General features: G+C 60.1%; 31 protein-coding genes. 10 read left to right on the top strand and 21 right to left on the bottom strand.

The genetic code is table 11. From position 1 onward, the window contains the following. Positions 1-127 precede the first annotated feature (127 nt). From AC13Q5_RS09260 to AC13Q5_RS09240, 5 genes are all read right to left on the bottom strand, one after another. The gene (locus AC13Q5_RS09260) at positions 128-1096 is read right to left on the bottom strand and encodes an ABC transporter substrate-binding protein (protein WP_075851367.1); all 969 of its coding nucleotides are present in this window, start codon (positions 1094-1096) and stop codon (positions 128-130) included. A gap of 56 nt (positions 1097-1152) precedes the next feature. Beyond that, on the bottom strand, positions 1153-2286 hold the full coding sequence (locus AC13Q5_RS09255; protein ID WP_075851365.1) for an ABC transporter permease: 1134 nt from the start codon (positions 2284-2286) through the stop codon (positions 1153-1155). Beyond that, positions 2283-3170 carry an ABC transporter permease gene (locus AC13Q5_RS09250; RefSeq protein ID WP_488501487.1) on the bottom strand — a complete coding sequence of 296 codons (888 nt, stop codon included), beginning with the start codon at positions 3168-3170 and terminating at the stop codon, positions 2283-2285. The genes AC13Q5_RS09255 and AC13Q5_RS09250 overlap by 4 nt, the downstream gene beginning before the upstream one ends. Before the next feature lie 2 nt (positions 3171-3172). Then, entirely contained in the window at positions 3173-3508 is a 336-nt protein-coding gene (locus AC13Q5_RS09245; RefSeq protein ID WP_488501486.1) for a hypothetical protein, read from the bottom strand. 204 nt (positions 3509-3712) lie between these two features. Then, positions 3713-4504, bottom strand: coding sequence for an ABC transporter ATP-binding protein (locus AC13Q5_RS09240; RefSeq protein ID WP_113229984.1), 792 nt, complete (start codon positions 4502-4504; stop codon positions 3713-3715). 124 nt (positions 4505-4628) lie between these two features. Between AC13Q5_RS09240 and AC13Q5_RS09235 the strand changes: the two genes are divergently transcribed. Beyond that, positions 4629-5042: a cupin domain-containing protein gene (locus AC13Q5_RS09235; RefSeq protein WP_075851359.1), complete on the top strand. Its 414-nt coding sequence runs from the start codon at positions 4629-4631 to the stop codon at positions 5040-5042. A 33-nt stretch (positions 5043-5075) separates the two neighbouring features. On the opposite strand, the gene hydA is transcribed toward AC13Q5_RS09235, so the two are convergent. Continuing rightward, on the bottom strand, positions 5076-6530 hold the full coding sequence (gene hydA / locus AC13Q5_RS09230; protein WP_075851357.1) for a dihydropyrimidinase: 1455 nt from the start codon (positions 6528-6530) through the stop codon (positions 5076-5078). Between the two features lie 48 nt (positions 6531-6578). Beyond that, a complete protein-coding gene (locus AC13Q5_RS09225) occupies positions 6579-7832 on the bottom strand; it encodes a Zn-dependent hydrolase (protein WP_457878411.1) in 1254 nt (417 codons plus the stop codon). Positions 7833-8141: 309 nt separating this feature from the next. On the opposite strand from AC13Q5_RS09225, the gene AC13Q5_RS09220 reads away from it, so the two are divergent. Continuing rightward, positions 8142-8792, top strand: a complete 651-nt coding sequence (locus AC13Q5_RS09220) for a TetR family transcriptional regulator C-terminal domain-containing protein (protein ID WP_457878412.1) — start codon at positions 8142-8144, stop codon at positions 8790-8792. A 397-nt stretch (positions 8793-9189) separates the two neighbouring features. Beyond that, positions 9190-9702: a helix-turn-helix domain-containing protein gene (locus AC13Q5_RS09215; RefSeq protein WP_083961266.1), complete on the top strand. Its 513-nt coding sequence runs from the start codon at positions 9190-9192 to the stop codon at positions 9700-9702. Between the two features lie 56 nt (positions 9703-9758). On the opposite strand, the gene preA is transcribed toward AC13Q5_RS09215, so the two are convergent. From preA to AC13Q5_RS09195, 4 genes are all read right to left on the bottom strand, one after another. Beyond that, positions 9759-11072: an NAD-dependent dihydropyrimidine dehydrogenase subunit PreA gene (gene preA, locus AC13Q5_RS09210; RefSeq protein ID WP_488501485.1), complete on the bottom strand. Its 1314-nt coding sequence runs from the start codon at positions 11070-11072 to the stop codon at positions 9759-9761. A 13-nt stretch (positions 11073-11085) separates the two neighbouring features. Then, positions 11086-12444 (bottom strand): NAD(P)-dependent oxidoreductase, encoded by a 1359-nt coding sequence (locus AC13Q5_RS09205; RefSeq protein WP_488501484.1) that lies wholly within the window; start codon positions 12442-12444, stop codon positions 11086-11088. 481 nt (positions 12445-12925) lie between these two features. After that, positions 12926-13876, bottom strand: coding sequence for a sensor histidine kinase (locus AC13Q5_RS09200; RefSeq protein ID WP_488501631.1), 951 nt, complete (start codon positions 13874-13876; stop codon positions 12926-12928). 228 nt (positions 13877-14104) lie between these two features. Continuing rightward, the gene (locus tag AC13Q5_RS09195) at positions 14105-14899 is read right to left on the bottom strand and encodes a response regulator (protein ID WP_069611680.1); all 795 of its coding nucleotides are present in this window, start codon (positions 14897-14899) and stop codon (positions 14105-14107) included. 259 nt (positions 14900-15158) lie between these two features. Here AC13Q5_RS09195 and AC13Q5_RS09190 point away from each other — a divergent pair, with 259 nt between their 5' ends. Both AC13Q5_RS09190 and AC13Q5_RS09185 read left to right on the top strand, forming a co-directional pair. After that, positions 15159-15365, top strand: coding sequence for a NepR family anti-sigma factor (locus AC13Q5_RS09190; protein ID WP_075851348.1), 207 nt, complete (start codon positions 15159-15161; stop codon positions 15363-15365). A gap of 12 nt (positions 15366-15377) precedes the next feature. After that, positions 15378-15929 carry an RNA polymerase sigma factor gene (locus tag AC13Q5_RS09185; protein WP_004107036.1) on the top strand — a complete coding sequence of 184 codons (552 nt, stop codon included), beginning with the start codon at positions 15378-15380 and terminating at the stop codon, positions 15927-15929. Positions 15930-16063: 134 nt separating this feature from the next. Here AC13Q5_RS09185 and AC13Q5_RS09180 read toward each other — a convergent pair whose 3' ends face one another. From AC13Q5_RS09180 to hemP, 7 genes are all read right to left on the bottom strand, one after another. After that, positions 16064-16468 (bottom strand): hypothetical protein, encoded by a 405-nt coding sequence (locus AC13Q5_RS09180; protein ID WP_075851346.1) that lies wholly within the window; start codon positions 16466-16468, stop codon positions 16064-16066. Between the two features lie 9 nt (positions 16469-16477). Then, on the bottom strand, positions 16478-16828 hold the full coding sequence (locus AC13Q5_RS09175; protein ID WP_075851345.1) for a glycine zipper domain-containing protein: 351 nt from the start codon (positions 16826-16828) through the stop codon (positions 16478-16480). Positions 16829-16997: 169 nt separating this feature from the next. After that, complete coding sequence (locus AC13Q5_RS09170; RefSeq protein WP_075851343.1) at positions 16998-17789, bottom strand: heme ABC transporter ATP-binding protein; 792 nt, start codon at positions 17787-17789, stop codon at positions 16998-17000. Positions 17790-17796: 7 nt separating this feature from the next. Then, positions 17797-18888, bottom strand: a complete 1092-nt coding sequence (locus AC13Q5_RS09165) for a FecCD family ABC transporter permease (RefSeq protein WP_488501630.1) — start codon at positions 18886-18888, stop codon at positions 17797-17799. Positions 18889-18907: 19 nt separating this feature from the next. Continuing rightward, positions 18908-19843, bottom strand: coding sequence for a heme/hemin ABC transporter substrate-binding protein (locus AC13Q5_RS09160; protein ID WP_488501483.1), 936 nt, complete (start codon positions 19841-19843; stop codon positions 18908-18910). A 10-nt stretch (positions 19844-19853) separates the two neighbouring features. After that, complete coding sequence (locus AC13Q5_RS09155; protein WP_488501482.1) at positions 19854-20909, bottom strand: hemin-degrading factor; 1056 nt, start codon at positions 20907-20909, stop codon at positions 19854-19856. Between the two features lie 9 nt (positions 20910-20918). Next, a complete protein-coding gene (gene hemP, locus AC13Q5_RS09150; protein ID WP_425298642.1) occupies positions 20919-21119 on the bottom strand; it encodes a hemin uptake protein HemP in 201 nt (66 codons plus the stop codon). Positions 21120-21285: 166 nt separating this feature from the next. On the opposite strand from hemP, the gene AC13Q5_RS09145 reads away from it, so the two are divergent. The 5 genes from AC13Q5_RS09145 (at position 21286) to hmuQ (ending at position 24157) form a co-directional block, all read left to right on the top strand. Beyond that, positions 21286-21759, top strand: coding sequence for a hypothetical protein (locus tag AC13Q5_RS09145; protein ID WP_488501481.1), 474 nt, complete (start codon positions 21286-21288; stop codon positions 21757-21759). 4 nt (positions 21760-21763) lie between these two features. Further along, positions 21764-23017: a cell envelope integrity protein TolA gene (tolA, locus tag AC13Q5_RS09140; protein WP_488501480.1), complete on the top strand. Its 1254-nt coding sequence runs from the start codon at positions 21764-21766 to the stop codon at positions 23015-23017. A gap of 133 nt (positions 23018-23150) precedes the next feature. After that, positions 23151-23549 (top strand): DUF2325 domain-containing protein, encoded by a 399-nt coding sequence (locus AC13Q5_RS09135; protein WP_075851337.1) that lies wholly within the window; start codon positions 23151-23153, stop codon positions 23547-23549. Next, on the top strand, positions 23546-23824 hold the full coding sequence (locus tag AC13Q5_RS09130) for a hypothetical protein (protein WP_488501479.1): 279 nt from the start codon (positions 23546-23548) through the stop codon (positions 23822-23824). The genes AC13Q5_RS09135 and AC13Q5_RS09130 overlap by 4 nt, the downstream gene beginning before the upstream one ends. Before the next feature lie 18 nt (positions 23825-23842). After that, positions 23843-24157 (top strand): heme-degrading protein HmuQ, encoded by a 315-nt coding sequence (gene hmuQ / locus AC13Q5_RS09125; protein ID WP_075851334.1) that lies wholly within the window; start codon positions 23843-23845, stop codon positions 24155-24157. 41 nt (positions 24158-24198) lie between these two features. Here the strand turns inward: hmuQ and AC13Q5_RS09120 are convergent, their stop codons facing one another. From AC13Q5_RS09120 to AC13Q5_RS09110, 3 genes are all read right to left on the bottom strand, one after another. Then, on the bottom strand, positions 24199-24576 hold the full coding sequence (locus AC13Q5_RS09120) for a DUF423 domain-containing protein (protein ID WP_075851332.1): 378 nt from the start codon (positions 24574-24576) through the stop codon (positions 24199-24201). Between the two features lie 7 nt (positions 24577-24583). Continuing rightward, on the bottom strand, positions 24584-24973 hold the full coding sequence (locus AC13Q5_RS09115; protein WP_457878061.1) for a group II truncated hemoglobin: 390 nt from the start codon (positions 24971-24973) through the stop codon (positions 24584-24586). A gap of 90 nt (positions 24974-25063) precedes the next feature. Further along, the gene (locus AC13Q5_RS09110; protein WP_143525376.1) at positions 25064-26107 is read right to left on the bottom strand and encodes a substrate-binding domain-containing protein; all 1044 of its coding nucleotides are present in this window, start codon (positions 26105-26107) and stop codon (positions 25064-25066) included. Positions 26108-26110 lie beyond the last annotated feature (3 nt).

The following is a 26110-nucleotide window of genomic DNA, read 5'->3' as shown; positions in this document are numbered from 1 at the left end:
GATGGCCGAGGGCTTTTCAGGCAATTGCTGCGAGAAAGCCAGCCTTTTGTTGCTGCTGTTACAAAATGAAAAAAAACGCGCGAGACCGGAAGCCCCGCGCGTTTCCGTGATTCGACGTGCCCTGAGGCTATTTCAGAGCGGCGTCGGTGATTTCGTGCGTGTAGGCGCCAGCCGGCTTCTTGTTGATGATCTTCTGATCGAGCAAGGCTTCGACCGTACGGTCATAGGTCTTCATGTCGAGCTTGCCGTTGCCGATCAGCTTGGCGACCTCGCCTGCCATGCGCTTCTGGTGGTTTTCGTCCTGACCGCCATTGTCCATGACGATTTCGGCGGCTTCGTCCGGATGCTCGACGGCATATTTCCAGCCCTTTAGCGAAGCGCGGACGAACTTGACCATGTCCGCCTTGAACTTCGCATCCTTCAGCTTGTCTTCCTTGACGTAGAGGCCGTCTTCCAGAAGGTCGTTGCCGAGCTTGGTGTAGTTGAAGACGGTCAGGTCTTCAGCCTTGAAGCCGGCATCGATCGCCTGCCAATACTCGTTATAGGTCATGACGGAGATGCAGTCGGCCTGCTTCTGGACGAGGGGCTGCACGTCGAAGCTCTGCTTGAGAACATTGACGCCATCCTTGCCGCCGTCGGTCTTCAAGCCGAGTTTGTGCATCCAGGCGAAGAAGGGATATTCGTTGCCGTAGAACCAGACGCCGAGGGTGTGACCCTTGAAATCCTTCTCCGTCTTGACCGGGCCATCCTTCGGGCAGATCAGTTCCAGGCCGGATTTTTCGAAGGGCTGGGCGATGTTGATGAGCGGCACGCCCTTTTCGCGGGCAACCAGCGCACCACCCATCCAGTCGACGATCACGTCGGCGCCGCCACCGGCGATCACCTGCTCCGGAGCGATATCAGGCCCGCCCGCCTTGATATCGACATCGAGGCCTTCGTCCTTGTAGAAGCCCTTGTCCTTGGCGACGAAGTAGCCGCCGAACTGAGCCTGGGCCACCCATTTCAGCTGCAGGGTCACCTTGTCCGCCGCCATTGCGGCCTGGGTGGCGGCAAGCGTCATGGCACTTGCCATCAATGCGAACATTATTTTTTTCATGTCTTCACCCTTTTCCCTCTGGAGTTATGCCTCGATCCCTTGGAAGGGATCCTGGATTACGTCTGCCCACCGCGGATAGACGGATGCCAGAACGTCACCATTCGTTCGATGATGGCGACGATACCGTAGAAAACGGAACCTGCAACCGCGGCAACCGCGATCTCGGCCCAGACCATGTCGAGGTTCAACCGACCGTTTTCGGTTGAAATGCGAAAGCCCATGCCCGACATGGGCGTGCCGAAGAACTCGGCCACGATGGCACCAATCATCGCCAGGGTCGAGTTGATCTTCAGCGCATTGAAAATAAAGGGAGCGGCAGCCGGCAGGCGCAGTTTGAACAGTGTCTGCCAGTAGCTCGATGCGTAGGTCCGCATCAGGTCGCGCTCCATGTTGCCGGCGGCGGCAAGACCAGTCACCGTATTCACCAGCATCGGGAAGAAGGTCATGATGACGACGACGGCGGCCTTGGACTGCCAGTCGAAGCCGAACCACATGACCATGATTGGTGCGACGCCGATGATCGGCAGGGCGGACACTAGATTGCCGATCGGCAGCAGGCCGCGGCGCAGAAAGGCGAAGCGGTCCGCGAGGATAGCGACGATGAAGCCACTGGCGCAACCGATGATGTAGCCGATCAGAACCGCAGTGAAGATCGTCTGGCGCACATCGATCCAGAGCGTCGGCAGCGAGTTGGCAATCCTTGTGCCGATGGCGCTTGGTGGAGGCAGGAGAACCAGCGAGACGCCGGCGCCACGGGTGACGGCTTCCCAGATGATCAATATCCATATGCCGAAGATCGCCGGGATCAACAGCCGCAGCGAATAGCTGCCGGCGGTCGAGTGCGAACGCATCGACGACAGGACGGTCACGCATCGCCAGGCCAGCAGCCACGCGGCGGCAATCAGAATGAAGAAGGACGCTTGCGCCTTGCCCTCATTGCCGGAAATACCCGCAAGCAGCAGCCATGCCGCCGCATGCGCGCCGAAGAAGAGGGTTGCCGCGCTCAACTCATCGGAGAGACGCATGAAGGAGAGGGCGGCGGCCGCGGCGATGAGAATGAAGATGACGAAGTTTGTACCGCTGCTGACGGGTGCCGTGGCATCCGCTGCCAGCAACGGCAAGGCAGGGATCGCCAGAAGACAGAGGAGAATGGCAAGCACGCCCTGCCAGGAGAACTGAAAGGATCTCATGCCGTTCTGCCTCCCATCGAGCGCTCGACGATGCGGGCGGCGACGCTGACGATGCCGACGAGAATTGCCGCGAGGACGGAGCCTGCGACCAGCGCTGCCCATATGTCGATCGTCTGGCTATAATAGGAGCCTGCCAAGAGCTTTGCGCCGATGCCGGCGACCGCGCCCGTCGGCAGTTCGCCGACGATCGTTCCGACGAGACTTGCGGCGATCGCGACCTTCATCGAGGTGAAGAGGAAGGGGATCGAGGCCGGCACACGCAGCTTCCAGAAGGTTTGCCAGCTGCTGGCATTATAGGTGCGCATCAGGTCGAGATGCATGATTTCAGGCGAGCGCAGGCCCTTCGTCATGCCGACCGTGACCGGGAAGAACGACAGATAGGTGGAAATCAGCGCTTTGGGGATCAGCCCGTCTATCCCAAGAGCACTGAAGACGACGATGATCGTCGGCGCAATGGCGAGGATCGGTATCGTCTGCGACGCGATGATCCAGGGCATGAGGCTGCGGTCGAGCGCGACGAGGTGAACGATGCCGACGGCAAAGAGTACGCCGAGTATGGTCCCGAAGCCGAAGCCGAGGGCGGTCGGAGCCAGCGTCACCCAGGCGTTGTAGACTAGGCTGCGATTGCTTGTCGGCACCCGCAGGAAGGTGTTTTCGAAGACATTCTGCGCCACCTGATGCGGCGTAGGCAAGGTCGGCTTCGGCTGGGACAGCGTCTTGCCGATGAATTCCATCGTCGTCGGGCTGACATTGCCGCGCCGATCCATATCGCGCTGAAACGGTGCGTTGAGGACGACGGCGAAGACGTACCAGAGCAGGATGATCGCCAGGACGATCGTCGTGACCGGCAGGAACTTGTGCTTGAAGAACTGTTCTTTCTCCATGCTCATGCCCTTCCTTGCGTCGGAAGCAGCATGAGGATCATGGCGACGATGCCAAGGCCTACGCCGGCAAGCTGCTGTAGGCTCAGCCGTTCGCCAAAGACGATGAAGGCGATGACGTTGACGACAACGAGCTGCGCGATGGAGGAGGCAGAGATCGCAAGGCCAAGCCCGCCTTCGCGCATCAGCCGCACCATCATCAGATTGCCGATGCAATAGAGCGCGAGCGACAGGATCAGCACCAACATGTTGTTGTTGGTGATATAGGCGCGTGAAGCGGTTGCACCACTGATGAAGATCGCCATTGCGCCGACAAGCCACAGGAGGAATTGAGGGTTCATGATGCTCCTCCGGCCATGGCGCGGCCCCTTATCCGGCCTGTCGGCCACCTTCTCCTCGCTTTGACGGGGAGAAGGGGATGGAGGCGCGTGCGGCCTTCGCAGCGGCGGGTGAGATTGGCGGTCGTGTCCAGGTCGTTCCCTCTCCCCGTGCACGGGGAGAGGGCTAGGGTGAGGGGCCGCCATGCGACGGAGCTATCCATCATCCTATTCCTCATAGCTGTGCCCCGCTCTCAGTCCTTCCCGGACACGGTGGGCGATTTCGAGGAATTCCGGCGTTTCGCGAATGCCAAGCGGCCGCTCCGCGGGAAGCGTCGATTCGATGACGTCGGTGACGCGGCCCGGGCGCGGCGACATGACCACGATCTTGGTGGAGAGGTACACTGCCTCGGGGATGGAGTGGGTGACGAAACAGATGGTCTTGTTCGTCTGCTTCCAGAGCTTCAGAAGCTGTTCGTTCAGATGGTCGCGGACGATTTCGTCAAGCGCGCCGAAGGGCTCGTCCATCAGCAGCAGATCGGCATCGAAGGCCAGCGCGCGGGCGATCGAGGCACGCTGCTGCATGCCGCCCGAAAGCTGCCAGGGAAATTTATGTTCGAAGCCGTTGAGATTGACGAGTTCCAGCGTCCGGGCGATGCGCTTGGCCTGCTCTTGCTTGTCATAGCCCATGATCTCAAGCGGCAGGGCGATGTTCTTCTCGATTGTGCGCCAGGGATAGAGGGCCGCGGCCTGGAAGACATAGCCATAGGCACGAGCCTTGCGAGCATCTTCCGGCGACATGCCATTGACGCTGATGTCGCCCGATGTCTTGCGCTCGAGATCGGCGATGACGCGCAGGAACGTGGTCTTGCCGCAGCCGGAAGGACCGATGAAGGAGACGAAATCGCCCTTGCGAACATCGAGATCGACATTGCTCAGCGCATGCACCGGCCCGTCATTCGTATTGTAGGTGAGACAGAGATTCCGCGCGGAGACGACGGAGGAAGCGGATGACGTCATTAACACCTACCAGTCCTGTTTTCGCCGCACGGTTGGGGCGGATTGCGTGTTATCCTGTTTGGCATTGCCGCAGTCCGGAAAGGCGAGAGCGCCTTGTGGCTGCTGGATCGAGGGGAGCAATGCCATGAGTGTCTCATCGAAGCCCACCTGCCGTATCGTGCGGCCCGGCAGCACCTATGCCGGAAAACAGGGCCTCAGCTATTTCGAAGGGATTGCCGCCGAGACAGTGGGCTCGACGGGGATCTGCATGCACCTTTTGACCATCCCGCCGGGCGCTCGTGCCAAGGCGCATCTTCACGCCTCGCATGAGACAGCGATCTATGCGATTTCCGGGGAGACGCATTGCTGGTTCGGCGAGCGGCTGGAGGAGCACGTCATCGTGCGTGAGGGCGAGATGTTCTATATTCCGGCCGGCGTTCCGCATCTTCCAGCTAATCTCAGCGACCGTCCGGCGACAGCGGTCATCGCCCGCACCGATCCGAACGAGCAGGAAAGCGTGGTCCTGCTGCCGGATCTGGAGCGGTATGTGCCGCGCTGAGCGGTGGATGAGCCGAGGCGCTGATCCCAAGCGTCATACCCCGCTGGCGGGAATGCCGCTGCGCTGAACCTTGCGCGGCGCGGTGACTTCTTTCCAGGTCGAAAGTGCCCGGTTGACAGCGGTAAAGGGGTCGCGCTTGACGAACTCGCCGTGGCCTTCCCTGGTCTTGACCGTGCCTTCCTCGATGGCGACGACGCCGCGCGTCAGCGTATAGCGCGGCATACCCGTCACTTCCTTGCCCTCGAAGACATTGTAGTCGATCGCCGACTGCTGGGTCTTGGCGGCGATGGTCTTCGACCGCTTCGGATCCCAGACGACGATATCGGCATCGGCGCCGACGAGGATCGCGCCCTTCTTCGGATAGACGTTGAGAATCTTGGCGATGTTGGTTGAGGTGACGGCGACGAATTCGTTCATCGTCAGGCGGCCGGTGTTGACGCCATAGGTCCAGAGCATCGGCATGCGATCCTCGAGGCCACCGGTGCCGTTCGGGATCTTGGTGAAGTCGTTGAGGCCGAAGCGCTTCTGCTCGGTCGTAAACGCGCAGTGGTCGGTCGCGACCACCTGCAGCGAGCCGGAGGCAAGGCCGGCCCAGAGGCTGTCCTGATGCTGCTTGTTGCGGAAGGGCGGCGACATGACGCGGCGGGCGGCGTGATCCCAATCCGCGTTGGCATATTCGCTTTCGTCAAGCGTCAGGTGCTGGATCAGGGGCTCGCCATAGACGCGCATGCCCTTCTGGCGGGCGCGACGGATGGCTTCGTGCGCCTGTTCGCAGGAGGTATGGACGATATAGACGGGCGAACCCGCCATGTCGGCGATCATGATGGCGCGGTTCGTCGCTTCGCCCTCGACCTCGGCCGGGCGGGAATAGGCGTGCGCCTCCGGCCCGTTATTGCCTTCGGCGAGCAGCTTTGCCTGCATCTGCGCGACCACATCGCCGTTTTCGGCATGGACCAGCGGCAGTGCGCCCAGCTCGGCGCAGCGCTGGAACGAGGAGAACATCTCATCGTCATCCACCATCAGCGCGCCCTTATAGGCCATGAAGTGCTTGAAGGTGTTGATGCCCTTGTCGCGGACGATGGCCTCCATCTCGTTGAAGACCTGCTCGCCCCACCAGGTGATCGCCATGTGGAAGGAATAGTCGCAGGTGGCGCGGGTGGACTTGTTGTCCCACATGGTCAGGGCTTCGAGCAGCGACTGGCCGGGCGAGGGGAGCGCGAAATCCACCACCATCGTCGTGCCGCCTGCAAGAGCTGCTCGCGTGCCGCTCTCGAAATCGTCCGAGGAGTAGGTACCCATGAATGGCATTTCGAGATGCGTATGCGGATCGATGCCGCCGGGCATGACGTAGCAGCCGGAGGCATCCAGCACCTCGTTGCCCGATAGATTCTGCCCGATTTCGACGATCTTGCCGCCTTCGACCTTGACGTCTGCCTTATAGGTCAGATCGGCCGTGACGATGGTTCCACCCTTGATGACTGTGCTCATGGTGCATGCTCCAGATTTGTGAAGTTCCGATGCTGGGAATCGCGGCCGTCAGGCCACGATCTCCGCCGTCTCGACGACTGCGTGGAACAGCACATCCGCGCCGGCGGCTGCCCATTCCTTGGAGATTTCTTCCGCCTCGTTATGCGAGAGGCCGCCGACGCAGGGGCACATGACCATCGTGGCGGGCGCGACCTTGGCCGCCCAGCAGGCATCATGACCCGCGCCCGAGATGATGTTCATGTGGCTGTAGCCGAGTTTCTCGGCTGCATTGCGCACGGAGGTGACAAGCTTTGGATCGAAAGTCACGGGCTCGAAATGGCCGATGGCTTCCACCGAGCAGCCGACGCCGAGAGCATCCGCGATCTTTTTCGCTTCCGCTTCGATCTTGGCGCGCATGCGGTCGAGCTTTTCCTTGTCGGGCGTACGGATGTCGACTGTGAAGACCACCTTGCCGGGCAGGACGTTGCGCGAATTCGGCGAGAAGAAGACCTGGCCGACACCGCCGACGGCGCCCGGCTGATTCTCCATCGCCACGCTCTGCACCATCTCGACGATCCGTGACATGGCAAGGCCGGCATTGACACGCATCGCCATGGGCGTCGAGCCGGTATGGGCTTCCTTGCCGGTGAGCGTGAATTCCAGCCACCACAAGCCCTGACAGTGGGTGACGACGCCAATTGTCTTGTTTTCGGCTTCGAGGATCGGTCCCTGTTCGATATGATATTCAAAATAGGCGTGCATCTTGCGCGCGCCGACCTCTTCGTCGCCGAGCCAGCCGATGCGCTTCAGCTCGTCGCCATAGGTCTTGCCGTCCGGGTCCTTGCGGCCATAGGCATAATCAAGCGTATGCACGCCGGCAAAGACGCCGGATGCCAGCATGGCGGGCGCAAAGCGTGCACCTTCCTCGTTCGCCCAATTGGTGACGACGATCGGATGCTTCGTCTTGATGCCGAGGTCGTTCATCGTGCGGACGACTTCAAGAGCTGCAAGTACGCCGAGTACGCCGTCATATTTGCCGCCCGTCGGCTGGGTATCGAGATGCGAGCCGACATAGACGGGCAGCGCATTCGGATCGGTACCGGCACGGGTCGCGAACATCGTGCCCATCTTGTCGACGCCGACGGTCATGCCCGCCTTGTCGCACCAGGTCTTGAAAAGGCTGCGTCCCTCGGCGTCGGCATCGGTCAGCGTTTGACGATTGTTACCACCGGCAATACCGGGGCCGATCTTCGCCATGTCCATCAGCGTATCCCAAAGGCGATCGCCATTGATACGCATGTTTTCCCCTGGCGCTGCCACCATGATGCAATCCTCACCTGTTTGTCCTCGGGCATGCAAGGCGCATGCCCGAAATTGTTCCCGTTGGTCTTATTCCAAATTCCCGAGCGTCGTCTTGTTTTTCTTGCCCGGAAAATCGCCAGTTGCCTTTAAGAAACATCTGACGGATAATTTGACCGATTGGTAAACATTACAACTTCCGTGGCGCGGCTCAAGACGAAAAGCACGAAAATTTCCGATAAAATTTCAGGCGATTGCCTAAATGCGATGCATCGACAGGGTGAATGAGGGCACTGCCGAAAGGCTTGGATTTCAAGGAGAAACAGAGCAGACATGGCCATCCCGAGAGCCGCCAAGACACAGCGCCGCACCCGAATCCAGGAAGAGAAAGAGGAAATCATACTGGAAGCCGCGCTCGACGTATTTTCCGTCAGCGGTTTTCGCGGCTCGACCATCGATCAGATCGCTGAAGTGGCCGGGATGTCCAAGCCCAATCTGCTCTACTATTTCCGCACCAAGGAAGCGATGCATCGGGCCTTGATCGACCGGGTGCTGTTTACCTGGTTGGAGCCGCTGCGCGCTTTCGATGCCAACGGCAATCCCGAGAGTGAAATCCGCTCTTATATCCGCCGTAAGCTTGAGATGGCCCGCGATTTTCCGCGCGAAAGCCGGCTCTTTGCCAATGAGATGCTGCAGGGTGCGCCGCATGTGGAAGACGAGCTGCGTGGACCTCTAAAGGCCCTCGTCGATGAGAAGGTGGAGGTCATCCGCGCCTGGGCGCAGGCCGGTAAGATCGCCAAATGCGACCCCTATCACCTGATCTTCTCGATCTGGTCGACCACGCAGCATTATGCGGATTTCGACGTGCAGGTGCGCGCCGTGCTCGGCGACGAGCATTCGGGCGAGGGGCGTTTCGAGGATGCCGCCCGCTATCTGGAGCAGCTTTTCGTCGACGGGCTTCGGATTCGGGGACCCCGCGCTTAGAGCGCCACATGTTTGCAAGGACGCCTATTTTATTGAATTTTCCCAAGTCCCTCGAATTTTATCGCGTTAAGGGTGTGGTATCGATTCGTGCTCTATTCGGTTGATCTACGTATAGTATAGATATTGATTTTAGTCGGTCATTGGCCTATGAAAAAGATATGGACGAAGAAGGATGTTGCCTTTCATTTTGTGAATGAAGCCACATCTCATCCCGTATGCACGGTCGAAATTCAAACGCCGGATGGTGTGATTTCGGTGATGGCTGAGCCTCAGATGATCGGGAACACATTCTATCTTCGCGGCTTCCATATCCAGGGTGAGGACATTTCAATGAACGACCTTGGAGCGCATCGGCTCAGAAATCTGGCGGAGATCGCCATGGAGGAAATGGAGTGCCATGAACTCGTCGTTGAAGGAGCGGTTCGAACGACTGGGGCCGGTCGAGGACGTAAGCCGCGGCCAGTCCGGTTCACCCGTCGCGATATCCCTGCATTTTGACCAGCCGGTAAAGGGTTTCCGGTCCATTTCCGCGGTCCGTGCCTTGGTGAAAGGCGGGATGTCCATGCTGACGGCGAAGAAGGCTATCGAACGAGCGATGGAAAAGGGACAGGTAACCATGCTCGTCCCACATGTAGAAAGCCAGGCCGATCTCGCACGCGAACTGGAGAAAACCGGGCTCGTTGTCAAGGCGGTCGCTGTACGTCCGATCGACGTCAGGGAAATTCGCCAGAAAATCGGTCTGACCCAGGAGCAGTTCGCGCTCCGCTTTGGCATCGATCTGGAAACGCTCCGCAATTGGGAGCAGGGTAAACGTTCGCCGGACAAAACAGCGCAAAGCTATCTGCGCGCCATAGAACGGATGCCGGAAGAAATCCAGGCAGCTCAGGAAGACCCTATTCTCAAGTTTTAATAATGAAAACATCCGCCCGGACGTGCCGGGCGGATTTGCTTTTCATATCCGCGCTGTTACTCCGCAGCCTGCCGCGCCATCGGATTGTTCGGATGGGTCGTCCAGTTGGCGTAGTTCGGGTCGACGACCTTGCCGGTGCGCTTGTCGAGCGAACCTGCCGGCAGTTCTTCCATGGTGATGCAGTTCTCGACGGGACAGACGTTGACGCAGAGATTGCAGCCAACGCATTCCTCTTCAATCACCTCGAAGCGCCTGACGCCATCGACGAAATTGGTGATCGCCTGGTGCGAGGTGTCCTCGCAGGCGATGTGACAGCGGCCGCACTTGATGCAGGCATCCTGGTCGATCTTCGCCTTGGCGATGTAGTTGAGGTTGAGATACTGCCAGTCGGAGACGTTCGGCACGGCGCGGCCGGTGATGTCGTCCAGGCTGCGGTGACCCTTCTCGTCCATCCAGTCGGAAAGGCCCGTAATCATCTCTTCGACGATCTTGAAGCCGTAGGTCATTGCTGCCGTGCAGACCTGCACGTTGCCAGCGCCGAGCACCAGGAATTCCGCCGCATCGCGCCAGGTGGTGATGCCGCCGATGCCTGAGATCGGCAGGCCGTAGGTTTCGGGATCGCGGGCGATCTCGGCCACCATGTTAAGCGCGATCGGCTTGACCGCCGGGCCGCAGTAGCCGCCATGGCTGCCCTTGCCGCCGACGGTCGGGTTCGGGGCGAAGCTGTCGAGGTCGACAGACACGATGGAGTTGATCGTGTTGATCAGCGATACCGCGTCCGTGCCACCGGCCTTGGCGGCGCGGGCGGGCTTGCGGATATCGGTGATATTCGGCGTCAGCTTGGTGATGACGGGCATGCGCGTGTACTGCTTGCACCAGCGCACGACCATTTCGATATATTCGGGCACCTGTCCGACCGCGGAACCCATGCCGCGCTCGGACATGCCGTGCGGACAGCCGAAATTGAGTTCGATGCCGTCGGCGCCGGTCTCTTCGACCAGCGGCAGGATTGCCTTCCAGGCCTGTTCCTCACAGGGCACCATGATCGAGGCGATCAGCGCTCGGTCCGGCCAGTTCATCTTCACCTGCTTCATTTCGCGCAGGTTGGTGTAGAGGTCGCGGTCGGTGATCAGCTCGATGTTGTTGAGGCCGAGCAGGCGGCGGTCGGCGCCCCAGATCGCGCCGTAGCGCGGGCCGTTGACGTTGACAACAGGCGGTCCTTCCTCGCCGAGCGTCTTCCAGACCACGCCGCCCCAGCCCGCCTTGAAGGCGCGCTCGACATTGTAGGCCTTGTCGGTCGGCGGCGCGGAAGCCAGCCAGAACGGGTTCGGGGACTTGATGCCAACGAAATTATTGCGGAGATCTGCCATGTCGGTTCTCCCTTCAGGCGACGGCAGCGGCCGACTTCACGGCAGCGAGCGCACGGTTGATGGATTCGGCCGCGTCGCGACCCTGTGCCACGGCCGAGACCGTCAGGTCATCGCCGCCAAGCACGCAGTCGCCGCCGGCCCATACGCCTTCGATCGAGGTCCGGCCTTCGCCATCGATGGCGATGCGGCCGGATTCCATGCGCAATGCGCCGAGGCCCGAAGCTTCGAACGTCTGGCCGATCGCCTTGAAGATCTGATCGGCGGCAATGATGCCGACATCGCCGGTGGCGATGAGCTTGCCGTCGCGCAGTTCGGTATATTCGACTTCGATGCCGGCGACCTTGCCGTCCTTGTCGACGATACGCTTCGGAGCCAGCCAATGGCGGATGATGACGCCCTTGGAGGTGGCCAAGTCCTGCTCGAACTCGGAGGCGTTCATATGCTCTTTGCCGCGGCGATAGCAGATCGTCACTTCTTCGGCGCCAAGCAGCTTGGCCTGCACGGCCGCGTCGATCGCGGTCATGCCGCCGCCGAGGACGACGACGCGGCGGCCGATGGCTATATCGGCCTTGCTGCCGGCCTGGCGAAGCTCGGCGATATAGGCGACGGCATCGGCAACGCCATCGAGGTCTTCGCCTTCGGCGCGCAGCGCGTTGACGCCGGCAAGACCGAGGCCGAGGAAGACCGCATCATATTGCTGGGAAAGGTCGGAAAGGCTGAAATCTCGGCCGAGCGCCTGGCCGTTCTTCACCTCGATGCCGCCGATGGCGAGTACGTAATCGACTTCCTTCTGGGCGAAATCGTCGACTGCCTTGTAAGTGGCGATACCGTATTCGTTCAGGCCGCCGGCCTTTTCGCGGGCGTCGAAGATGGTGACGTCATGGCCGTTGACGGCGAGACGATGGGCGCAGGCAAGACCGGCCGGGCCGGCGCCGATGACGGCGATCTTCTTGCCGGTGGAAGCGGCGCGCGAATAGAACTGCTTGTTTTCGGCCATGGCGACATCGGTCGCATAGCGCTGCAGCCGGCCGATCTCGACCGGGCGCTCTTCGGCAGTGTTGCGCACGCAAGCCTGCTCGCAGAGCTGTTCGGTGGGACAGACGCGGGCGCACATGCCGCCGAGGATGTTCTGATCGAAGATCGTCTTGGCCGAGCCGATGGGATTACCCGTCGAGATCTGGCGGATGAACATCGGAATGTCGATGGAGGTGGGACAGGCCGTCATGCACGGCGCGTCGTAGCAGAAATAACAGCGGTCGGATGCGACCAGCGCCTCATGCTTGTTGAGGCGCGGATGAAGATCGGAAAAGTTTGCATCATATTCGGCGGGCGTGAGCCTGCCTTTATGAATCCCAGTTTCCAGTCGTCCCATTGAAGTTCCCTCTTATAGTAAACGGCTAGTACTGGAACGGTAACTCAGCTTAAAAAATTTATCAAACGGTAAAATTTTGATCGCAAAGCGTGCCGCAATAGGCATTCTTGCTCGGGAATGAGAACATTTTCGATCACTGGGTCTTGCGTTCTAACATTATGATTTAAATTGATTTTCATCTCCCATGGAGAAGGCGCTTTACGAGCTTTAGGCCTCGGGATGGTCGCGAGCGCCCGCCAGTGATTCGAGAGCAGTCATGCCTGCGGCCGCGCTGAAATGTGAAAAGCTGATGAATTTTTTTAGCTCTGCGTGGAACCAAGGCTCTGCAGCATCGTTATGCCGGTGTCCTGATGATGATCGCATCTCCTGATGCACGCCCAATACGTCTCAGGACTCTACTCACGGTCCCCTCCCGATGAGTGCAAAGCAGCCAGTGCGCCGCCCTCGCACTGGCTGTTTTATTTTGGCCCTGCCGTCCGCCTTAACGGCGTCTCAGGATTTCATATTCAGTTTCGGGAATGGTGAGCCGATAGCCGATGCTGCCGTCGTCAATGGCGAAGTCGGCGCGACCGTTCATGGAGGTCGGCACGACGCGCTCGAGCACCGTGCGGCTGAAGCTATTGTCCTCGAATTCATGATCCGTGGGCGCATAGAAACGCTCAGACCAGGCGACCTCAATCGCCTTCTTGCCGTCGAGCTCGGCTTCCTTGCAATTCAGCGTGATGCTCGTGGCGCCCGTCGAGATGGCGCCATGCGACGCGGAATTGACGATGAGTTCATGCAAGGCAAGCCCCAGATGCACGGCGGCATTGGGCGTCAGATGGGCATTGATGCCATAGATCGGCATGGGCACGCCGGCATCGGGCCAATAGGGGGCAAACTGCTTTTCCGCGAGTTCGAACAAATATGCGCCGCGCCAGCTGGAATCAGTGATGAGATCCTGCGAATTCGACAGGGATTGCAGGCGGCCGCGGAATTTGATGAGGAAATTGTCGACGGAAAGTGTGTGGCGGGCGGTCTGCGTGGCGATACCCTGAATGATGGCGAGCAGGTTCTTGGAGCGATGCGACAGTTCGCGCAGCAGCGACTTCAGCACTTTTTCGCGGTGGCGGCTCTCGGTAATTTCGGAGATGACAGACAGCACGCCCTGCGGCTTGCGCCCGCCGATCCGTTCCATTTTCAGCTCGTAGACGCGTGCGCCGTCGCCACTGGCGATCTCAACCTCGGCGGTGGCTGGCTTGCCGCTTTCAAGCACGCCCCGCTTCAAACGCAAAAGGTGCTCGCCATCCTTTTCTCCAAAGAGATGCGAGTCATTGCCGCCTATGATGACAGACGACTGCAGATGGTCCGGCAGATTGTCGGCATAACGGATCGACAGATTTACATCCTGGAACAGGATGGACACATTGGCGCTCGCAAGCGCCCGCTCCATCAGAGCGGCTTTGCCTTCCAAACTCAAAGGCGCGCCGGGTAATGGTTCAGACGTATTCACCGGCTTGCCTTTCACACGCAATTCGAGAACCCCGCCGATAGGGCATTCTCACTCGTAACAACTTGAACCGACCTATAGAATCGCCGCGGATAACAGTCGGTAAACCGGCCGTTTCGAACACAAACGCCCGGTTATGGTCTTTGTTCCGCCGGAGGGTTTTCACTTGGATCAGGCGGCCACCTTTGTGGTTTCGTTAAAGAAGAGCGCCTGGCTGATGAGCGCCTTCACCATGTCTGGATTGAAAGGCTTGGTCACGAGGAAGGTCGGCTCCGGCCGCTCGCCGGTCAAAAGCCGCTCCGGGAAGGCGGTGATGAAGATCACCGGGATGCTCGCCGTCTTGAGGATGTCGTTGACGGCATCGATGCCCGAGCTGCCATCTGCAAGCTGAATGTCGGCAAGCACCATGCTCGGCTTTGTCGCATTGTAGAGCGCGACCGCTTCGGCATGCGTCCGCGCGATACCGGTAACGCGATGGCCGAGGCTTTCCACCATCTGCTCGATATCCATTGCGATCAGCGGCTCGTCCTCGATGATCATGATATCCGTTGCCACCTGGCGCGAGATTTCCTGGGAGGCGGTATCGAGCAGGTGCATGGCGTCGCTTTCCGAAACGTCGAGGATATCGGCGATCTCGCCGAGGCGGAAACTTTCGACCGATGCAAGCAGGAAGGCCTGGCGCGCAAGTGGCGAGACCTTGGAAAGGTTTACGGATGCCCGCTGTTCCCAGGCGAAAGGAGAGGCTGGCTCGGGAATCTGAAGTGTCACGGAACCGAACAGCTTTGTGAACAGTTTATAGAGGGCGACACGGTCGCTGTCCGTGTCCGGAAAGATGGAGATGTCAGCAATGATGGCTTCCAAAACCGCAGCAACATAGGCGTCCCCCGACGTCTGCGTTCCGGTCAAAGCACGTGAATAACGCCGCAAATATGGAAGATGCGGCGCAATGCGTGTGGAAAGTGTCATCAATGGCTCCCGCCTTTATCAAATTCTCATTAAATACAGCCCAGAGGCCGCAATGACTAACAAACGTCAGTTGAGTAAAAAAGTTCCTCTTTGTCGGAACTTTTTTTAGGCAGTCGCATTACAATGCTTACAATCGGTGGACCTCAACCTTTACGATTCGTTAGGCAACTGTTTTGAGTGAGGTCAACTGCTCCCGGGCGGGGAGGCAAGGGCGCGCCTTATTCATGAACGCGAGACAATTGAGAAGCGAGCAGGCTAAATGACCATCCAGAATCACGAGGACGCAGACAAGAAGGCATCGGACCTGCGTGCGATGGATATCCTCGATCCCAATAATCAGATCGGCAACCGGCTGCGTTCGTTCTATGCTGCCATGCAGGACGAAGCCATTCCTGATCGCTTCCTGGATCTTTTGGAGAAGCTCGATCATGCCGAACGCTTGGCTTCCGCAAAGGTCTCCGAATAGGAGGTGGGCGCCATGGAAACGCAAACGAGCTTCAAGCGCGAACTTCTCGCCGCCCTGCCGAGCCTCAGAGCCTTCGCCATTTCTCTGACCGGTCGCCACGATCGGGCCGACGATCTCGTCCAGGACACGATCATGAAGGCCTGGGCGAAGCAGGACCATTTCGAGATGGGCACCAACATGAAGGCCTGGCTCTTCACCATCCTGCGCAACGAGCTCTACAGCCAGATGCGCAAGAGCGGCCGTGAGGTGCAGGACAGCGACGGCGTATTCACCGAATCGATGGCGACGCATCCCTCGCAATATGGCGCCGTCGACCTGCAGGACTTTCGCAAGGCACTGGACCAGTTACCGCCGGATCAGCGCGAAGCCATCATCCTGGTGGGCGCTTCCGGCTTTTCCTATGAAGAAGCCGCCGAGATTTGCGGCTGCGCAGTCGGCACCATCAAGAGCCGCGTTAACCGTGCGCGCCAGCGTCTCCAGGAATTGCTGGATATTTCCGGCGAGGCGGACTTCGGCCCGGATGCCACCTCGGCACCACTGACCTCCAAGGCATTTGCCTTCTGACAAAAAAAGCCCGGTCTTTCGACCGGGCTTTTTCATTTGATACTCCGGACAACTTCTCTTCTTTCGTTCGCGGCTTGGCGCAACGGGGCCATTCGGTCCTTGCCCGGCACCTCCGTGCCCTGCGAGCAGCCGGCTCAATCGTCTTCGTCGCTCGATCCGAACAGGTTGCCGAAGATGAGCGCGGCGGCAATGGCCGCAGTCATCAGCGGCTGTTTGCGGACCAGGCCTAGAACTGCTGCTGCCGCGGACTCCATAGCCAGCCGACGCTCGCGGGCTCGCCGTTTCTCCTGCTGGTTCATGATGGCCATGATGACAAGCACGATCAGCCCGAGCAGTAAGGCGCCTGCTGCAATCAGCAGGGCCGAAACCGCAGCGCCGTAGATTGTCGCAAGCCAGATGGCTGCTGCAATCAGGGCGAAGGCATAGGCCGTCAAAAGAAGGAGAACGGCAATGGCAATGAAAATACCGTTGCGCTTGGTCCGCGCAACGGTACGGTTGAATGTGCCTGACAGAAGCAGGCCGAGGATCGGAGCGATCATTCCGCCACCCTAGCGGCGAGACAGAAGCAGAGCGACGGCAAGTCCGAACGCAGCTGCCGCTCCAATAGTGGCGACGGGATGCTGGCGCACTGTTCTGCGCACTTCGCGCGACCCCCTTGCATAACCGCGCTGCAGATCGTGCAGGAGTTCCTCGCCTCGAACCGTCAGGTCATCAAAACCGGACTCGGCGCTTGCACGCCATTTCTTGCCTTGCTTGGCGCCGTTCTCGCCGATCAGCTTGGCGAAGGCTGCAACTTCTTCGCGCAGCGATGCGATCTGATCCTCGATACTTGCTTCGACATCCTGCAGGCTGCTGCCATTGCGCTTGCCGCGCCCCGAATGGAGAATGGATGTAGCCATGTTCAGCTCCCTTTCGCTTTGCTTGGGCGCCAACGGCGCCTGTTACCCGCATTCGCCGGAAACGATCCGGCACACTAAGCTATCCTGCGTTCGAAACATTGATTTCGATCACTTGATCTCAACGCGCGGATGCAACAAAAAGTTCCGAGACGTGCGGGGCAAGGGACGATCAGTCGATCAGCGCGCTATGGGCGAGGACGAAGGGGGAGCCGTCGGCGGGAACGCGGTTGACACGCAGATTGCAGCCGAAAACGTCCTGAAGATGCCGGTCCGTCAGTACGTCCCCGACCGGACCCTTTGCCTGCAATCGGCCGTTCTTGAGCAACACCATCCGGTCGGCGAAAAGCGCGGTCAGGTTGAGATCGTGCATGACGGCGATGACGCCGCCGCCGCGCCGGCAGAATTGCCGGGCAAGCGTCATGATGGTGAGCTGGTGGCTGATATCGAGGCTGGAGACCGGCTCGTCGAGAAGCAGCCAGCAGGGCTTGCCGTCGATGACAGGTTCGGAAATCTGGCAAAGCACACGCGCGAGCTGGACGCGCTGCTGTTCGCCACCGGAGAGCTCCTGGTAGAGACGGCCCTCGAAGCCGCCCAGATCGACGACGGCAAGTGCCTCAGTCGCGGTGCGGTCAGCCTCCTCCGGATGACGGTTGCGCCCGCTCGTCAGGCCCATGCGGACGATCTCGCGGACGGTAAAGGGGAAGGATATCGAGCTTGCCTGCGGCAGGACACCGCGCATTTCGGCAAGCTGCCATGGCTCCAAGGCCTTGATTTCAGCACCGTTCATGTGGACGGCGCCGTTATAGGCAAGCTCGCCGGAGATGGCTTTCATCGTGGTGGTCTTGCCGGAGCCGTTCGGCCCGCAGATTGCCGTCAGCGTGCCGGCCTCGGCTGTGAAGGAGACATCCTCTACGACCGGCTTGCCGGCAAGCCGCACACTCAGATTGGAGACATCGATCATTCCAGGCTCACAGGCTGAGGCGCGAGCGCTGCCGCAGCAACATCCACAGGAAGAAGGGACCGCCGACGCCGGCGGTCAGAATGCCGATCGGCAGTTCGGCCGGAGAAACGATGGTGCGGGCGACCACGTCGGCTACGACCAGCAACGAGCCGCCGAGCAGCGCCGAGGCAGGCAGGAGGAAGCGATGGTCGGGGCCGATCACCATGCGCAGGATATGCGGGACGATGATGCCGACGAAGCCGATGCCGCCGCTGACGGCGACGGAGGCGCCGACCACCGCGGCGACGCTGACGATGGCGATATTCTTCAGCCGCTGCACTGATATCCCCATGTGAAAGGCTGCTGCTTCACCGAGTGTCAAGGCGTTCAGCCCACGGGCCATGAAGGGAAGGGGCAGGAGGGAAAGGATGATTATGGGGCCGGCGCCCGTGACCTTGCTCCAGGTCGAGCCCGCCAGTGAGCCCATGCTCCAGAAAGTGAGGTCGCGCAATTGCCGGTCGTCGGCCATGTAGATGAGGATTCCCGTCGCCGCAAGGGCGAGCGAGCCGAGTGCAATACCGGCCAGTAGCATGGTCGCGATGGATGTTTGCCCGTACCGGGTCGCGACTTTGTAAAGCAGTATCGTTGTTGCCAGACCGCCGATGAAGGCGGCGATGGGCAGAGCGAAGATGCCGAGGAGATGCGCGACGGGGGCAAGCACGCCGCCGCCGAGGACGATCATCGCAACTGCACCGAGACTGGCGCCTGCTGAAACGCCGATCAGGCCGGGATCGGCGAGCGGATTGCGGAAGAGGCCCTGCATGACCGCACCCGACACCGCAAGCCCGCCGCCGATCAGGAAGCCGAGCACGGCGCGGGGCAGACGGATATCGAAAATGACGATGCGATCGCGGATGCTGAGCGTACTTTCCGCGCTGCCGCTCACCATGCCCGCGATCACGTCGACGACTGAAGCATTCGATGCGCCCGTGGTGATCGAGAAGAGAAAGGCAACGGTCGAGACGAAGACGAGGCCGGCGATGACGAGGATCGCAAGTGCGGTGCGATCCCCTTGGCGACGGCGTGCCGTGGTTTGCGACATCTGCTTCAGCCCCGCCATGGCATCGTTGAATGCCACGTCAGCCCCCGTAGATCGCTGCGTTCAGCTCACGAATGGCGCTGGCCGTGCGCGGTCCGAAGCCGAGCAGGTGCAGTCCGTCCATACGCACGATTGCCTTGTGGCTCGCGGCCGGCGTCAGTGAGATGGCCGGCTGCTTCAGCAGGTCTTCGTTCGACATCGACAGCGGCCCCTCGCGATCCATGATCAGGATGACGTCGGGCTTGGCTTCGATGATCGCCTCGTCCGTCACCGACTTGTAGCCGGAGAAGCCGCTGATCGCATTGATGGCGCCTGTCAGCTTGATGATGCCATCGGCAGCCGTATCGCTGCCCGAAGCCATGATCTTGCCGTTCTGGTTGCTCAGCACGAAAAGCACGCGCTTGCGCTCGGCCTCCGGGCGTTTGGCGGAATCTTTGATCGCGGCGTCGAGATCGGCGGCGACCTTGGCCTCCAGTGTCTTTGCCTTGTCCGGCACGCCGAGCAGCGCGCCGACGACGTCGATCTTCTTCAGAATGCCGTCGCGATCGTAATGCTGCGGCACGGTTTCGAAAGGAAGGCTAGCATTGCGAAGCACGGCCAAGGCTTCCGGCGGGCCGGAGCCTTCGACGGCGATGATGGCAGTCGGATTGACGGCCAGGATGCCTTCCGGCGACAAAGCGCGCATGTAGCCGACATCGGGAAGCTTGGTCGCTTCCTTTGGATAAAGGCTGGTGGAATCGCGGGCGATGAGCCGCTTTTCTTCGCCAAGCGCATAGACGATTTCGGTGACATCGCCGCCGATGGAGACGAGGCGCGAAGTATCCGGCGTCTTGGTCGTTTCGGCGGCGCGTGCGTGACGCACGAAGCTGCCGAGCCCGGCGATCGGATTGGCCGGCACGAGCGGCAAAGTCATCACCACTATGGTCAGCGCGATTTCCCACGGCCTGATGCGCTTGAGGTTCTTAAACATCGTCATGGACCATCTCTCATGCAGCGACACTGGCGCCGGCTCTCGTCAGGCTTTCAAGGATGGCGCGCCAATCGGGGCGCTCATCGAAGCCTTCTTTCCGCTTGCCGAAGAACTGGATGATCATCTCGCCCTTGGCGTTATAGGCTTCGAGCGAGGTGACATGGCCGTCCTTGGTCGGCTTGCGCACGACCCATGCCTCGGCGATGTGGTCCTGACGCAGGTGCAGGTGGAAAGTCGGGTCCATGACGTTGATCCAGGGACCCATGGTCTGCACATTGACGATCGGGCCGGAATGGATCTGCACGGTGCCCTCGTTGGCAACGAAGCACATGATCGGCAGGCCTTCGCGCACGCAAGCGTGCATCATCTCGGCGACCGCGCCGCCATCCAGCTTCCACGCGTAATCGTCGCCGACAGCGCGGATCGCGTCCTGGCGGCCGATCTTCAGCTTCTTCAGCATGCCGAAGAATTCATGCGTGTCGGTCATGCGGTTCCAGTGGTCGCGCAGTTCGTCACGGCTGACGTCACCGTCAGTCGCGCCGTTGTCGTAACCCGAGCGATCCTCGGAGAATTCCTGTGACTGGTCTTCGATGCGCAGCTCGGCGACCATGGCGTGATAGGCCTCGACATTCGAGGCAGGGCGCAGATGCACCTTGTGGACGGCATCGCCGGCCTTGTCGAAGAACTGCAGGCTCAGCCTCCTCTGATCACCATCGGCCTTGGTGACGGCAAAGCCATGTACCCAGCGCTTCGGGAAGATGCGCAGGTCGATATTTTCGCCAAGCACGATCGCCGCCTGGGCGCCGAACTTCATGTTCTCGTAGACGCCGATCTTTTCGTGTACGGCGCTTTCGTTGCGCGACAAAGCCATGATTTCGCCGAGCGAGGCGATCCGCTCCAGGAAGCGATCGACGCTGGCATCGATGCGGACGGCGGTAATGCCGACTTCAGCCGCGACAAGGGCAGCTTCGGAAATCTCGAGGCGGGCAGCGATGTCGCGCTCGCGCATCTTCGGGTTATCGGCGCGGAAGGCGCGGATTTCGGCGGGGGTCGGGCGAGTCGTCTTAGTCATCTGTCATGCCTATTTGTTGAGTATCAGCTTGCCTTGGCGCGTAATCTTCATGCGGTAGATGACGCCTTCATGCTTGATCATGATTTCGGTCTGGCCCCGGAAAATATCCGTGCTGTCGACAATTCTTACCTGCGGTGCGGCCGCGTATTGCTCCGGCGGCGTAGGGGTCTTCTCAGCAATCATCCTGTTTAGTTTTGCCTGAAAATTCATCGGGGGCCGAACCGCTGTCCGGCCAAATTTATCTTGACTCTCATACTCATGGTTTCATAAAGACGCAATAGGAGACTTATAAAGTCAAGTTTAAAAATTTCGACGCTACACGCCAGGGCCGTTGGCCAAGCAGACACGCGTCAAAACATATTCAGGAGAGATGTCGATGCTGACGAAAACCATCTTGGCGCTCGCTGCTGCGGGTGTATTCGCCGCGGCATCTTCCGTCCCTGCCTTCTCCCAGGATACGAATGCGGCGCCTGCTCCTGCGTCGGCAACTCCAGCGCCAACAGCCTCTCACAAGCTGAATGTCGAGCTCAATGCGCTCGCTCCCTCGCAGAAGGGCTGCATGATGACCTTCGTTGCCGAAAACGACATGGCGACGCCGATCAACAAGATCTCCTTCGAGCTCGCTTTCTTCAATGACAAGAACGCCGTCGATCGCGTCACCGTTCTCGATTTCCGTGACCTGCCGCTCGGCAAGAAGCGGGTGCGGCAATTCGACATGCCGGGCGTGAAGTGCGAGACGGTCTCGCGCATCATCATCAACGACACGCCGGTCTGCGACGGACCGGCGGCGGGTGAGTGCAAGGCCGCATTGACGACCCGCTCGCAGACTTCGGTTCCTTTCGAGGGCTGATGCGATGGCAATGCGCTCGGCCAAGGTTTCCATGGAGCGCCGCGCCAACGGCGGCTTGAATGACAACTATCCGAGCGTACTGCCCGGCCACGAACTTGCCGGTCTTGAAGGCGTGCCGCGACCGCCGGCTGCCGAAGCCGTGGCGCATTACAGCCGTTTCACGCAGATCAGCTCCTATCCAGATCATCCAAGCGAGGCCGCACCGGTTGAGACGGCAGAGCATTTGCCTATGGACGCGCAACCTGAAAGGTTGCGAGAGGCCTCGACAGGACGCAAGGCATCGTTGCTTTTCTCCGGCATAGGTTCATGCCTGTTCCATGCCGCCATCGTTACAGTGCTGTTGTTTGCCTTCGTCGCGGCGCCTGAAGATGCGCAGGAGGAGGCGGGCGATACTGTCAGCGTTATCATGATCGGCAATTCCGATGCGGATCAGATGGCGATGGGTGAGGAAAACCCACAGACGGAGCCGGAGCAAGTGACGGCCGAGGCCGTACAGCCGCAGACGGTTCAACCTACCGAGGTGACGCCTGAACAGGCGCAGCCGCCTCAGCCCGATGTTGTCCAGCCGCAGGAGGTGGAAACGCAGCAGGTGCAAGCCGCTGAAACCGTCCAGCCTGTCGAGCAGACCCAACCGCCGGAAGTCGCGCCGGAACAGCCGCAAATCTTGGCGACGCAGGCACCGGCCGAGACGACGGTGATCCAGCCCGCCGAACCGGTGCAGCCCGTCCAGAATGACGTCGTCGAAGTACAGCCCGTAGAGACGCAGCCCGAGGTCGTGAAGCCCGTCGAAAGACCGAAGCCTGTGGAAAAGCCGAAGGTCGTCAAGAAGCCTGTCCCGAAAATCGCGAAGATGAAGTCGGGTTCGCGCGGCGAGAACGAGCAGGATTCAAAGAGGGGATCGGTTGACGGTGCGGAGACCGCTCAATCCGATACCAATTCGCAGCTGAATGCTCGCAAGACCGGCTCAGGTGATGCGGCAATTGCAAACTATACCGGCAAGGTTCAAGCTCGCATCAAACGCTACGTGCAGCGAGTACCATCAACGTATGGGAAGGGCCTGACGCTTGTTGTGCGTTTGACCATTGGTTCGAACGGCGAGCTTCGATCTCTTTCCGCAGTGCGCAGTTCGGGGGATTCTGGCTTGGACCAAGCCGTGCTTGAACAAGTGCGGAACGCGGCGCCGTTTCCGTCGTTGCCTTCCGAATGGGGTAAGCCGACTTGGACATTCACACAGCCGGTTCAGGTCGGAGGGCGATAACGGTCGCGGCTCCTGCCTTAAAATATGATGAAAACTCTCAACTTTATACTTTACTATAAAACTCATGTTTACTAAGGTCGCGTCACGCTTGGTGGAATCGAGCGTGCAAGAGCAACCAGCAAACGGGTGATGTATGGCGCGTAAGGGGAAGAAGGATTTTGGCCGCGAGAGCCGTGAAGCGCAGACGACGGCGCAGGTTTCCGGAAAATCCACTCTCGATGTACGCAGCTTCCTCTATGTAGGCGGCCGTGATTGCCAGGTGGCGCATTTGCGCCAGATCGCCAGCAACTTTGGTGCCGAACTGATCCATCATGACGGCGGCCTGCGCGAGGCGGTATCCCGCATCGACACCGTGCTGCCATCCGTCGACTGCGTCTTCTGCCCGATCGATTGCATCAGCCATGATGCCTGCCTGCGCGTGAAGACGGGCTGTAAGAAGTTTGGCAAGGCCTTCATCCCCTTGCGCAATGGCAGCAAGTCCAGCCTCGAACGGGCACTGCAGACGATGAAAGAACGAGACGCTTCCAGATGATCGATAATGGCCCTGAGGGGTTTATGCTGATCGGCCTGCACAAACTGGCCGCACAGAATGGCGACGGGCTTGTGCCCGAACTCTACGAATTGCTGATGCGTCGCGCCGAGGAGCAGCGACGCGCGGCGAATGTCGCGACATTTCCTGCCTGGAAGACGCGGCAGCCTGGAGAGGCGCTGGATCAACCCTTGGACGAAGTAAGCCGCGATGGCGCGAATGTCATTGCCTTTGCGTCTGACGTGGATAAGACTGTCGCCCGCCGCAAGAAGGTCTGATCGTCGAACGAGGTTGCCATGTACATCGCCATGAACCGCTTCAAGGTCGTCATCGGTTTGGAGGGCGAATTCGAAGAGGTGTGGAGAGGGCGGGACTCACGGCTGTCGGACGTGCCCGGCTTTCTCGAGTTCCGACTGCTGCGCGGCAAGGCGAATGTCGAGGAGGGCTATACGCTGTTTTCCTCGCACACCATCTGGCACAGCGAAGATGCTTTCATCGACTGGACGAAATCCGAGCATTTTCGCGCGGCGCATCGCAATGCCGGCGACAACAAGCGGCTCTATTGGGGGCCGCCGCAATTCGAAGGCTTTGCGGTCGTTCCCGGCATTTGAGCCGGGATTATCACCGATATAAGTGCCCCTGAGGGCTGGCGTCACGCCTTTGCCGGGCTCGTCCTGAAGAAGGCGCCGAGCGCTATCACGGCCCAGCCGGCGATCATGCCCATTCCGCCTGTCGGGGCGGCCATCGGAAACAGCGAGCTTCCGCCGAAATGCCTGCTGATGAGATCGCCGGCGAAAATCAGCGTTCCCAATCCCAATAGGACGGCAGCGATCGGCGCAATGCGGATGCGGTCGTAGCCGGCGTAGAGTGCCAAGAGGGCAGGGGCGTGGGCGAGGCTCATGGTCGAGGCCGCGCCGAGGAAATGCGTGTCGCCGCCATGGGTCGCGGCCGCGGCTAGCGCAACGCCACTGGCGCCGAGGATTCCAGCGATAAACAGGGTGGCCGGACGGATTATGGTGCCGATGGTCATATCTTCCTCATTCCCTGTTTTGCATGTGAAAGGCCAGACGTTCGACTGGCTCCCAGATGATGGCCCGCAGTTTTTCGTTCTCGATGGTTTCGTCCATGGCGCGGCGGAAGCATAGCAGCCATTCGTCGCGCTCTTTCGGGCCGATGGCGGCAACGAAGTGACGGCTGCGTAGGCGCGGATGGCCGCGCTTCTCGATATAGAGCTGCGGCCCGCCGAGATAGCCGGTCAGATATTCGTAGAATTTCTCCTGCGAACCTTCGAGGCTTGACGGGTGCACGGCGCGGCAATTGGCTGCTTCAGGCAAAGTATCCATCAGCTCGTAAAAGCGTGATGTCAGCGCTCGCACGGTTCGGTCGCCGCCGATCGCTTCGTAAAGTGTGATGGTTTCTTCGCTCAAGCCCCAGGCCTCTGTTTGCGATGTCCTACATGGCAACTCACGGGCGATGCCGCAACCGTCGGAATGGCCGGTGCGGCGTTTCGGCGCTGCTTATTTTGCTGGTCTCAGCTGGAAAGCGTCGCTTTCTCCCGGAATGAGTTCGAGCGGCCACACGCTCTGGCGCGATGTCCTCGGGTATTCCTCGCTGTAGGCTGGCATGCTGGAAAGCAGGATTTCGGCCAGTTCGACGCCAAGGTCGTGCAGCGAGGTCCGAAAGCAGGTCAGCGCCGGCTGCAGGAATTTGGCGCGCGGCGCCTCGCGAAAGCTGACCACGGCGATGTCCTGCCCCGGAATGATGCCGGCCTCCATGACGCGCCGGTAAAGGCCGATCGCCATCAATTCATAGATAAGGATTACTGCGGTTGGCCGGCTTTCAAGACGCAGCAATTCGTCGCCTACCTGATAACCGCCCTGTTCGCTCGATTTGGCACGGATGACCAAGGCTGGGTCATAGGGGATGCCATGCCGCTCGAGGGCATGGCGATAGCCATCCACGAAGACGAAGCCGAGATTGATCTCGCTCGCGGGCGCGCTGATGGCGATACGGCGATGCCCGTGCGCCACGAGCCGGTCGACGGCGCAATTGACGACACCGTCGAAATCGAGGTCGGCCCAAGGATGCTGTGCGCCCGAGAGGCTGCGGCCGAGCGCTGCAAACGGGATTTTCGCCTTGGCGAGCAGATCGAAGCGTTTGTCGACCCGCTGCGTCTCCGAAATGATCATCGCATCGGCAATACGCCGCGCCACCATGCGCTTGAGATATTCATAAGGGTCTTCGTCATGGGGGCAGGGGAGCATGATCAAATCGAGATTGTGCCGCGAGAACACGCTCTGCAGGCCGCCCGTCACGGTCAGGAAGAAATTGTCGCTGTTTTCGACCGTTTCCCGGCTGGACTGGATCATCAGGCCGATGACGTTGGTGGTGCCCTGTCTCAGGCTGCGCCCGGATTGGTTGGCCACATAACCCAGTTGCTCAGCGGCGGCGAGCACGCGCTTGCGGGTCTCCTCGTTCACATCCGGCTTGCCGTTCAATGCGCGTGATACTGTGCCGATCGAGATATCGAGATGCTCGGCAAGCTGGCGAATTCCCTTCATCGG

This window comes from Martinezella sp. CNPSo 3964 (assembly GCF_057784375.1).
Note: the sequence above shows the minus strand (reverse complement) of the source record. Positions and strands in the feature narration are given on the sequence as shown.

Coding starts and splice junctions, on each gene's coding strand:
- preA (WP_488501485.1), bottom strand. CDS start 11,072: ATGGCAGATCTCCGCAATAATTTCGTTGGCATCAAGTCCCCGAACCCG.
- AC13Q5_RS09215 (WP_083961266.1), top strand. CDS start 9,190: ATGAACTCGTCGTTGAAGGAGCGGTTCGAACGACTGGGGCCGGTCGAG.
- AC13Q5_RS09135 (WP_075851337.1), top strand. CDS start 23,151: ATGGCGCGTAAGGGGAAGAAGGATTTTGGCCGCGAGAGCCGTGAAGCG.
- AC13Q5_RS09185 (WP_004107036.1), top strand. CDS start 15,378: ATGGAAACGCAAACGAGCTTCAAGCGCGAACTTCTCGCCGCCCTGCCG.
- AC13Q5_RS09180 (WP_075851346.1), bottom strand. CDS start 16,468: ATGATCGCTCCGATCCTCGGCCTGCTTCTGTCAGGCACATTCAACCGT.
- AC13Q5_RS09130 (WP_488501479.1), top strand. CDS start 23,546: ATGATCGATAATGGCCCTGAGGGGTTTATGCTGATCGGCCTGCACAAA.
- AC13Q5_RS09255 (WP_075851365.1), bottom strand. CDS start 2,286: ATGAGATCCTTTCAGTTCTCCTGGCAGGGCGTGCTTGCCATTCTCCTC.
- AC13Q5_RS09175 (WP_075851345.1), bottom strand. CDS start 16,828: ATGGCTACATCCATTCTCCATTCGGGGCGCGGCAAGCGCAATGGCAGC.
- AC13Q5_RS09120 (WP_075851332.1), bottom strand. CDS start 24,576: ATGACCATCGGCACCATAATCCGTCCGGCCACCCTGTTTATCGCTGGA.
- AC13Q5_RS09190 (WP_075851348.1), top strand. CDS start 15,159: ATGACCATCCAGAATCACGAGGACGCAGACAAGAAGGCATCGGACCTG.
- hmuQ (WP_075851334.1), top strand. CDS start 23,843: ATGTACATCGCCATGAACCGCTTCAAGGTCGTCATCGGTTTGGAGGGC.
- AC13Q5_RS09235 (WP_075851359.1), top strand. CDS start 4,629: ATGAGTGTCTCATCGAAGCCCACCTGCCGTATCGTGCGGCCCGGCAGC.
- AC13Q5_RS09195 (WP_069611680.1), bottom strand. CDS start 14,899: ATGACACTTTCCACACGCATTGCGCCGCATCTTCCATATTTGCGGCGT.
- AC13Q5_RS09240 (WP_113229984.1), bottom strand. CDS start 4,504: ATGACGTCATCCGCTTCCTCCGTCGTCTCCGCGCGGAATCTCTGTCTC.
- AC13Q5_RS09245 (WP_488501486.1), bottom strand. CDS start 3,508: ATGAACCCTCAATTCCTCCTGTGGCTTGTCGGCGCAATGGCGATCTTC.
- AC13Q5_RS09205 (WP_488501484.1), bottom strand. CDS start 12,444: ATGGGACGACTGGAAACTGGGATTCATAAAGGCAGGCTCACGCCCGCC.
- AC13Q5_RS09165 (WP_488501630.1), bottom strand. CDS start 18,888: ATGGCGGGGCTGAAGCAGATGTCGCAAACCACGGCACGCCGTCGCCAA.
- AC13Q5_RS09170 (WP_075851343.1), bottom strand. CDS start 17,789: ATGATCGATGTCTCCAATCTGAGTGTGCGGCTTGCCGGCAAGCCGGTC.
- AC13Q5_RS09250 (WP_488501487.1), bottom strand. CDS start 3,170: ATGGAGAAAGAACAGTTCTTCAAGCACAAGTTCCTGCCGGTCACGACG.
- hemP (WP_425298642.1), bottom strand. CDS start 21,119: ATGAATTTTCAGGCAAAACTAAACAGGATGATTGCTGAGAAGACCCCT.
- AC13Q5_RS09145 (WP_488501481.1), top strand. CDS start 21,286: ATGCTGACGAAAACCATCTTGGCGCTCGCTGCTGCGGGTGTATTCGCC.
- AC13Q5_RS09160 (WP_488501483.1), bottom strand. CDS start 19,843: ATGACGATGTTTAAGAACCTCAAGCGCATCAGGCCGTGGGAAATCGCG.
- AC13Q5_RS09200 (WP_488501631.1), bottom strand. CDS start 13,876: ATGGAGCGGGCGCTTGCGAGCGCCAATGTGTCCATCCTGTTCCAGGAT.
- AC13Q5_RS09220 (WP_457878412.1), top strand. CDS start 8,142: ATGGCCATCCCGAGAGCCGCCAAGACACAGCGCCGCACCCGAATCCAG.
- AC13Q5_RS09260 (WP_075851367.1), bottom strand. CDS start 1,096: ATGAAAAAAATAATGTTCGCATTGATGGCAAGTGCCATGACGCTTGCC.
- AC13Q5_RS09110 (WP_143525376.1), bottom strand. CDS start 26,107: ATGAAGGGAATTCGCCAGCTTGCCGAGCATCTCGATATCTCGATCGGC.
- AC13Q5_RS09155 (WP_488501482.1), bottom strand. CDS start 20,909: ATGACTAAGACGACTCGCCCGACCCCCGCCGAAATCCGCGCCTTCCGC.
- tolA (WP_488501480.1), top strand. CDS start 21,764: ATGGCAATGCGCTCGGCCAAGGTTTCCATGGAGCGCCGCGCCAACGGC.
- AC13Q5_RS09225 (WP_457878411.1), bottom strand. CDS start 7,832: ATGGTGGCAGCGCCAGGGGAAAACATGCGTATCAATGGCGATCGCCTT.
- hydA (WP_075851357.1), bottom strand. CDS start 6,530: ATGAGCACAGTCATCAAGGGTGGAACCATCGTCACGGCCGATCTGACC.